Genomic DNA, 8,477 nt, shown 5'->3' on the forward strand with positions numbered 1-8,477 from the left:
AACGCGGAAAGCCCGCGCCTGGCCCGGCCACACCCATCCGTGCCGCCTGGTACGACCCGGCGCTCTTCGACGACCGGCGCGACGCCTGGTCCGGCAAGGTCCCGGGCAAGGCCGGGTCGACGCTGCGGGAGCCCTGACGATCAGTCGGCGAATGGTCCGACAACGTTCAGCGGAAGTTCATTGGTTCAATTTCGTACACATTTCGCGTGCCTGTGATTCTCGTCGCATCCACGTCTTCTGACGGTCTTTTAGCACGGTTGCGGTCCGGTGCACCGATGCGTGAGCGTTACTGTGGTGGAGCGGCAACGTGGCTGCTCGGACCGGGCACGCCTACTTGCGACCTAAGTTTCTTTCGTGGTGCGCACGCGATGAACCGTGTTCGCGCCGCCTTTTGGGAGAGGCGACTTGGCCCTCGAATTCATTCCGGCCCGTCTTGATGACGTGGACGCTCTGTTGACGCTCTACCGCCAGGTGTACGGGCGGAGCTACGCCCTGCCGCTCGGCACCGACCCCGAGGTGATGGCCCGTGAGATCACGGCCCCGGACACCACCTGGCTGGTGGCCCGGGAGCCCGGCGGCGACCGGTTGCTCGGGTCCATCCTCGGCACGGTCGACCCGGCCGCGCGGATCGGCAAGCTGCAGGGCCTGGTGATCCATCCCGACGCCCGTGGGCTCGGCGGGGCCAATCTCGCCGTACAGCAGCTCGCCGACCAGCTGCTGACGGGCGACCACCCGGTCGACTCCGTGTACGCGACCGCCCGGACCGACACCACCGCCCCGCAGCGCATCTGCCTGAAGTCCGGCTTCCGCGCGCTCGGCGTCCTGCCGAACCTGCGCAAGGCCGCCTGGCACGAGACCATGGTGCTGCTGGCCAAGCACCGCGCGGGCGTACTGGAGCAGCGGCTTCCGGTGTACAAGGTCCCGTCCGCGCTCGACGGGCTGGTACGGGCGCTGGCGGACCTGCCGGGGCCCGCGCAGCGACCGGAGCGCGTGGACGAGCCGCTGCCCAGGCCGAGGAAGGGCGGGCGCGCCGTCCGGGAGCTGGAGTTCATCGACGCGCCGGCCTTCGTGAGCCGCCGGTTCGGCGGGCTGGGGGAGTGCTTCTACCCGTTCCACGAGCCGAACGTCATGCTCTCCGCCGCCGACGGCGCCTACGAGGTGTACGCGCACCTCAGCCCCGCCGACGGGTACTGCACGCTGATCGGCATCGAGCTCGCGGAGATCGGCGAGGAGCTGGACACCATCACCGACCGGCTGGCCGCGCACGGCGCCCGGTACATCGAGGCCCTGGTGCCGCTGGACAGTTACCACTCGCTGCGCCGGCTGCTCGGGCACGGCTTCCTGCCGGTGGCGGCCTACCCCGCGATGCGCCGGGAGGCCGAGGGCTTCCGCGACTACGTGGTGCTGGCCCGGATCCTGCAGCCGCTGGACTTCCGGGGCCTGGCCATCGACGCCGCGTTCCAGCCGTTCACCGAGCAGTACATCGAGCTGTGGAAGCAGCAGCACCTCGACACCCACGGGATATTCCAATGAACAAGTACCTCCAACCGGTCTCGGCACCGGACCCCGAAGCACTCGCCCGCGTACAGCAGCTGGCAGACCTGGCCGAGCCGTATCGCGCCGGGGACGACGTGGACGCCCTGTTCACGGCGGCGATGAACGAGATCAACGCCTGGCACGCCGAGCGTTCGCCCTACTTCGGCAAGCTGTGGGCGGCCGAGGGGCACACCCTGGAGTCCATCGAGGACCTCCACCGGCTGCCGTTCGTCCACGCCAACTTCTTCAAGCTGCACGAGGTGCTGTCGCTGCCGCGCGAGGAGACGCTGCTGACCCTGACCTCGTCCGGCACGACCGGCCAGAAGTCGCAGATGGCCTTCGACGACTTCACCCTGCGGGGCGGCCAGCGGATGGTCGCCCGGGTCTTCGACCACTACGGCTGGATCAAGTCCGAAGGCGACGAGCCGGTCAACTACCTGCTCTCCAACTACCAGCCCCGGCCGGGCCTGAACCTCGGCACCTCGTTCACCGACGAGTACCTGTGCCACTTCGCTCCCGTCCGCTCGGTCGAGTACGCGCTCAAGCACACCGGCAGCGGCCACGAGTTCGACCCGTTCGGCTGCGTCCGCGCGCTGATCCGCTTCGCCGAGGAGGGCGCGCCGGTCCGGATCCTCGGCTTCCCCGCCTTCCTCTCCTTCACGCTGGACCGGATGCGCGAACTCGGGCTGCCGCCCCTGCGGTTGAACCCGGAGTCGCTGGTCGTCTTCGGCGGCGGCTGGAAGGGCAACGCGGACAAGCAGGTCGCCAAGCCGGAGCTGTACCGGCGCATCCACGAGCAGCTCGGCATCCCGGACGAGCGGATCCGCGACGGCTACGGCGCCGTGGAGCACTCCGTCCTGCACATGGAGTGCCCCAACCACCGTCTGCACGTCCCGGTCTGGGCCCGCCAGCTGGTCCGCGACGTGCGCACGCTCCAGCCGCTGCCGTACGGCCGGAGCGGCTACCCCCAGTTCATCTCGCCGTACATCACCTCGGTGCCGGCCCAGTCCGTGCTGATGGGCGACCTGGTCACCCAGCACGCGCCGGAGGAGTGCGGCTGCGGCCTGCCCACGCCCTGGTTCGAGGTGCACGGGCGGGCCGGGATCAGCCGCAACCGCAGCTGCGCTGTCGCCGCCGCCGAACTGCTCAAGACCGAGGGGAAGAAGTGACTCAGCACTACTGGCAGGGCGCGTGGGTGGACGACGCGGAGGCGGCGGCCCGCCTGGAGCGCCTCGACGAGTACGCCGCCGGCGCGCTGGCCGAGCGGCTCAGCCCGATCACCGTGCTCGCCGCCTGCGACCGCCTGGCCGGCGCGCTGGCCGACCCGGCGAGCGAGCACTCCGTCCGGCTGGCGGGTCTGCTGCGCGAGGCGGGCGTGCCCGAGGACGAGACCTCGCGGACGATGCGCGACCTGACCGAGGCGCTGTCCCGGGAGGAGCTGGAGGTCAAGCTGACCCGCGAGCTCGGCGGCATCGACCCCGGGCGGCTGGCGCGCTTCGACTTCCGCCGGGAGGTCTTCGAGGGCTGGCTGCCGGTCGGCCTGCTGGTGCACATCGCGCCGGGCAACGCACCCGCCGCCGGGGCGCTCACCGTGGTCGAGGGCCTGCTCGCGGGCAACCTCAATGTCGTCAAGACCAGCGGCGAGGGGCGGTTCACCCATGAACTGCTCGCCGCCCTGGCGCAGTTCGACGCCACCGGAGCGATCGCCCGGCAGGTCGTGGTGCTCGGCTTCCCGTCCTCGCGCACCGACTGGCTCGAGCGACTGTGCGCGGCCGCCGACGCCGTCGCCGCCTGGGGCGGCGAGGAGGCCATCGCCTCGATCGCCGCGCTGATACCCGCCGGCTGCCGACTGGTCGACTGGGGACCGAAGCTCTCCTTCGCGTACCTGACGGCCGATGCCTGGTCCGCGCCCGAGACGCTGGACGGCATCGCCGACGACATCTGCCGCCTCGAACAGCAGGCCTGCGCCAGCCCGCAGGTGGTGTACCTGGACACCGAGGACCAGGACGAACTCTTCGCCTTCGCCGAGCGGTTCGCCGCCGTGCTCGCCGCCCGCGCACCCGCGCCGCACGACCGCGAGCCGCTGGAGAGCGCCGAGATCACCAACACCGTCCTGGTGGCCCGGCTGGAGGAGCACCTCGGGCTCACCAAGGTGCATGCCGCTCCCGACGCGAGCTGGCACGTGCTCGCCGACACCCGCAGCGCGCTGCGTGCCTCGCCGCTGCACCGCACGGTCTGGGTGAAGCCGCTGCCGCGCAAGCGGATCGCCGAGGTGCTGCGCCCGATGCGCCGCTACCTGCAGACCGCCGGGATCGGCGCGAGCCGCACCGACACCGCGGAGCTGGCCGGTGCCGTGCTGGCGGCGGGCGTGCAGCGGGTGACGGTGCCGGGCGGAATGCTCGGCAGCTATGACGGCGAGCCGCACGACGGCGTGTACGCGCTGCAGCGCTACAGCCGCCGGGTGGACGTCCAGCTGGACGGGCGGTTCACCGGCGACGCCTGCCTGGACGACCTGGTCGGTGCGCGTGAACTCGCGCCCCCGGCGGTCGCGGTGACCGGCAAGACGGAGTTCGAGAAGCTGCAGACCGACCTCAGCCGTGCGGAGGTCTTCTTCCGCAGCGGCGGCAGCTCCGGCGCGCCCAAGCTCTCCGCGTTCAGCTGGGACGACTACCACGAGCACATGCGGTCCGGCGCGGAGGGCCTGCTGGCGGCCGGGTTCGACCCACGGACCGACCGGGCGATGAACCTCTTCTTCGGCGGGCAGCTGTACGGCGGGTTCTCCAGCTTCTTCTCGGTGCTGGAGACGCTCGGGGCGGTCCAGTTCCCGATGATGGCGCAGGACGACCACGCGTCGGTCGCCCGGTCGGTGGTGGAGCACGGGGTCAACACCCTGTTCGGCATGCCGAACTACCTGCTGCGGGTCTTCACCGAGGGCGCGGACCTGCTGCGCGAGTACCGAGGGGTTCGCAAGCTGTTCTACGGCGGCGAGCACTTCCCGGCACGCCAGCGGGAGTGGCTGCGCGAGGAGTTCGGGGTCGAGCTGGTCCGCGCCGGCGCGTACGGCAGCGTCGACGCGGGCCCGCTCGGCTACCAGTGCCCCAAGGCGCCGGACCGGGTGTACCACCTGTTCAGCGGACTGCACACGCTGGAGATCCTCGACCGCGAGGCGGACCGGCCGGTGCCGGCGGGTGAGGCCGGGCGGCTGGTGTTCACCGCGCACACCCGGCGCGGGCAGCGGCTGGAGCGGTACGAGATCGGTGACCTCGGGCGCTGGCTGACCGAGGACTGCCCGTGCGGTCGGCGCACCCCGCGTTTCGAGCTGCTGGGGCGCTTCGGCGACATTTTCCGCAGCGGCAGCCACTTCCTCAACTACCGGCGGTTCGTCCAGGTCGCGGAGGAACGGCTGGAGCACCACGGTGCGCTGCAGATCCTGCTGGAAGAGGACGACGCCGCCAACGAGACGCTGACCGTCCGGCTGGAGGGCCGGCCGCAGGACGGGCCGGGCATCCGGGAATTCCTGGACGGGTACCCGGATCTCGCGGCAGCGGTGGAGCGGGACCGGCTGGTGGAGCTGCGCGTGGAGCGCGTACCGGCCGCGGACTTCGCGCAGACGGCGGCGAGCGGGAAGCTGCTGGCCGTCGTGGACCGGCGGTCCAGGAACCGCTGACGTTCCGAAAGACGCGGAGGGACCGCGCGACCGGCCATGTGGCATCCCAAGCCGCATGGCCGGTCGCGCGGTCCCCGCGTTCCTGCCGGTCCGCCGCGGGCCCGGACGTCAGTTCGCGCGCTGGTCGACGAGACGGATCAGTTTGCCCGTGCGCGGGTTGATGTCCAGTCCGTCCGGGCCGACCCACTCGAAGGCGAGCGGGTGGATGTTCCCCTTCCGCGCTTCCGCGCCGAACATCGGCCGGGTTTCGTCCAGCACGGCGAGCAACTCCCGCTCGAAGTCGGCCGACCGGGCCGGGCCGGCCACCCGCAGGAGCAGTTCGTCCTTGGCCTCGCGGTGCCGGAGCACGACCTGCAGGTCGCCGACCGCACCCTGGCGGTCGGCCCGGGCGGCCATGGCGCGCAGGTCCTCCAGGTAGACGGTGACCACGCCGACCCGGGCACCCTCCTCGGAACGGCCGAGCAGCCGGAAGCGGCGTCGCGGGTAGTCGACCCACTCGGCGATGTCGCCGACCGGGTAGCGGATCACCGGCATCAGGCGACGCACCAGGTCGGTGGCGATGACCCGGCCCGCACGGCCCTCCTCGGTGATCGGCTCGCCGCTCTCGGGGTCGAGCAGCTCGATCACCTTGTCGGTGCCGAACACCTCGTGCACCCGGGTGTCCGGCTCGTCCGCCACCGGCCCGGCGAGGATGCCCGCGTCCACGCTGGCGTAGCCGATCGAGCGGACCCGCGCGTTCGGGAAGGCGGCGGCCATGAGCGCCAACTGGTCGCCGTAGAAGGCCTCTCCGGCGAACAGCGCCAGCCGGACCTGCGGCAGCGTCCCCACGGTCTCGGCCACCTGACGGGCCAGCCGGCACAGCGAGGTCGGCGGCGCGGAGATCACCGTGGCGCGGAAGTCGCGCAGGGCCTCGATGGTGAAGTCCAGCGGCGCCGCACCGCCGATCGGCAGCTGCACCACCGGGACCGGCGCCTCCTGGAAGGCGTTGAGGGTGAAGACGAAGCTGGAGTACAACTCCCCGGCGTAGAACAGATTGGCCACCCGGTCGCCCGCGCGCACCCCGGCGGCGGGCAGCCCGCCGCCGAAGCACCGGGCCATCGCGCGCCACTCGTCGCGGGTGTAGACCGAGACGCGCGGTGCGCCGGTGGTGCCGCCGGTCTTGAAAACGATGCCGTCCTGGTGCGGGCCGGTGAGCAGATCGCTGCGCTCGATGCCGTGGGCGCCCCAGTAGGCGGTGTGGTCGATCAGCGGCAGCGCTGACAGGTCGGCGACGTCGCCGGGCAGTCCGGCGTAGAGGTCGCGGTAGAAGGGCGAGTGTTCGCGTACATGGGCCAGGAGATCAGCCAGCTGAGGGTCAGTCATGTCATCCAAACCTGCGATGGGATTACCAGTTGATCGTAACCGCATCGTCGCGGGTCGGGGCCGCCGCGGTCCCCCGTCGAGGTGTCCGATCAGCGAGCCGATCACCGGGTTCCACTCCTCGACGCGGACGCCGTCGATCACGCCCTCCCGCATGTACGGGTCGCCGTCCACCAGTTCCCGCACCTGCGCCTCGCTCCCGGCGCGGAAGATCAGCAGCCCGCCGGTGTCGCTTGCCGGCGGTCCGCACAATGCGATGCCGCCCCGCTCGGCCAGGTCGGCCAGGTACTCGCGGTGCGCGGGCCGTACCCGAAGGTGGCGGCGATCGGGAGTGAAGGTGTATCCGACGGCGTAGTAGGCCATGGCGTCCTCCGCACGGTTTCGTCCGACAACGCGTCACCCCCACGGTGTGAGGCGGGCGCGCCAGGTGAAACGCCGGCATGGCGGCGGCCATGCCCCGCAGGGACCGCCACCCTCGGGCGTTGCCGTCGCCCCGGCAGCGGATCGGCCGGCCGTGGGCAGATCGGCGATCGGGCTGCGGGGTGTGCCCGCGATGCCTGAGACTGATGTTCGGTCCGAGGACGGACAGTTGACACACAGTCAACTTGACGGTGTCTCCGTGATGCCGATTGAGACAGGAGCTGCCCATCATGAGCAAGCGCACCTCGCGATCGACCCCTCTCGCCACCGTCGTCGCCGCCACCGTCGTGGTCCTGGCCGTCGGCCCTGCGGCCGCGGTGGCCCCGGCGGCGGTGGCCGACACCGCTCCGGCGGCCCCGGCGCCCCTGGTGCTGGCGACCCCGGCCGGCACGCAGTTCAGCGAGCCCACCGGGGTCAACGACAACGGTGTCGTCGTCGGGTGGCTGTACGGAGAAGGCACCAACTCGGCGCGCCGCGCGATTCGGTGGAACGCGGACCTCACGCCCACCGTGCTCGCCCCACTGGAGGGTGACACCGAGGACCAGGCCTTCGGTGTCAACGACGCGGGCACCGTGGTCGGGTCCTCCCGCCGGCAGTCCGGGACGCACGCGGTGACCTGGGCCCCCGACGGCACGGCCACCGCCCTGGATCCGCTGCCCGGTGACACCAACGCCCGGGCCGCCGCGGTCAGCAGCACCGGCGTGGTGATCGGTTCCTCGTGGGCGGACGCCGGACAGCAGCACGCCGTGGCCTGGGCTCCGGACGGGATGGCGGTCGAGCTGGAGCCGCTGGGCGACGACGTCCGCACCGTCGTGTCCGGGATCAACAGCTCGGGCGTGGCCGTCGGGTACTCCCAGGGCGCCGACAGCGTGGGTCCGCGGCACGCGGTGCTCTGGAGCCCGGACGGGACTCCCACCGCCCTGAACTCCCCGACGGGCTGGGCCGACAGCGGGGCCGTCGGGATCAACGACGCCGGTGTCGTGATCGGCTTCGGCGGGCCCAGCCCCGCGGCCACGCTCGGCCTGATCTGGCATGCCGACGGTTCCATCACGCAGGTGGCCGACTTCGGCTGGGTGACGGCGGTCAACGGCTCGGGCACGGTGGCGGGCACGGCCGCCTCGGTCGGCACGCTGGGGAGCGCCACGAAGTGGGCCCCGGACGGTACGGCGACGCTGCTCGGGCCGAAGGCGTCGGGCCCGGTTTCCAGCTCCGCCACCGCGATCAACGACGACGGCACCGTCGTCGGGTACTCCTGGACCGGCGACCCCGCCCGCGAGTTCCAGACGGCGCTGCGCTGGAACCCCGACGGGACGACCACCGTGCTGTCCCAGCCGGACGTCGCGTCGGCCAGGTTCGTCAACAACCCGGGACTCGTCGTGGGAGTCTCCCTGGTCCACGGCATGGGGGGAGGGGACCCCGCCAAACCGACAGGTGGGGAGGTAAAACCCCCCCCCCCCCCCCGACAGGCCCCCCGCAAAAAAACAGGCGGCGGGCG

Annotated in this window: 4 protein-coding genes and 1 pseudogene; 4 read left to right on the forward strand and 1 reads right to left on the reverse strand. The window is 71.8% G+C overall.

Annotated elements, in window-relative coordinates; genetic code table 11:
• Positions 1-405 precede the first annotated feature (405 nt).
• Genes ACFV4F_RS26920 through ACFV4F_RS26930 form a run of 3 tightly spaced genes read left to right on the forward strand, consistent with a single transcriptional unit; the run spans position 406 to position 5,203 of the window.
• Positions 406-1,533: a GNAT family N-acetyltransferase gene (locus ACFV4F_RS26920; RefSeq protein ID WP_380506156.1), complete on the forward strand. Its 1,128-nt coding sequence runs from the start codon at positions 406-408 to the stop codon at positions 1,531-1,533.
• Positions 1,530-2,705, forward strand: coding sequence for an acyl-protein synthase (locus ACFV4F_RS26925; protein ID WP_380506159.1), 1,176 nt, complete (start codon positions 1,530-1,532; stop codon positions 2,703-2,705). Before ACFV4F_RS26920 ends, ACFV4F_RS26925 begins: the two co-directional genes overlap by 4 nt.
• Complete coding sequence (locus ACFV4F_RS26930) at positions 2,702-5,203, forward strand: acyl-CoA reductase (RefSeq protein ID WP_380506162.1); 2,502 nt, start codon at positions 2,702-2,704, stop codon at positions 5,201-5,203. The genes ACFV4F_RS26925 and ACFV4F_RS26930 overlap by 4 nt, the downstream gene beginning before the upstream one ends.
• A gap of 108 nt (positions 5,204-5,311) precedes the next feature.
• Here the strand turns inward: ACFV4F_RS26930 and ACFV4F_RS26935 are convergent, their stop codons facing one another.
• Positions 5,312-6,925: a YciI family protein gene (locus tag ACFV4F_RS26935; RefSeq protein WP_380506165.1), complete on the reverse strand. Its 1,614-nt coding sequence runs from the start codon at positions 6,923-6,925 to the stop codon at positions 5,312-5,314.
• Between the two features lie 287 nt (positions 6,926-7,212).
• Between ACFV4F_RS26935 and ACFV4F_RS26940 the strand changes: the two are divergent.
• Positions 7,213-8,477: pseudogene (locus ACFV4F_RS26940) on the forward strand (hypothetical protein); the annotation flags it as partial.

This window comes from Kitasatospora sp. NPDC059722, from assembly GCF_042733235.1.
In the GTDB taxonomy this organism is placed as follows: domain Bacteria; phylum Actinomycetota; class Actinomycetes; order Streptomycetales; family Streptomycetaceae; genus Kitasatospora.

Excerpts from the sequence above, each read along its gene's own strand:
- ACFV4F_RS26925 (WP_380506159.1), top strand. The coding sequence starts at position 1,530 with ATGAACAAGTACCTCCAACCGGTCTCGGCACCGGACCCCGAAGCACTC.
- ACFV4F_RS26935 (WP_380506165.1), bottom strand. The coding sequence starts at position 6,925 with ATGGCCTACTACGCCGTCGGATACACCTTCACTCCCGATCGCCGCCAC.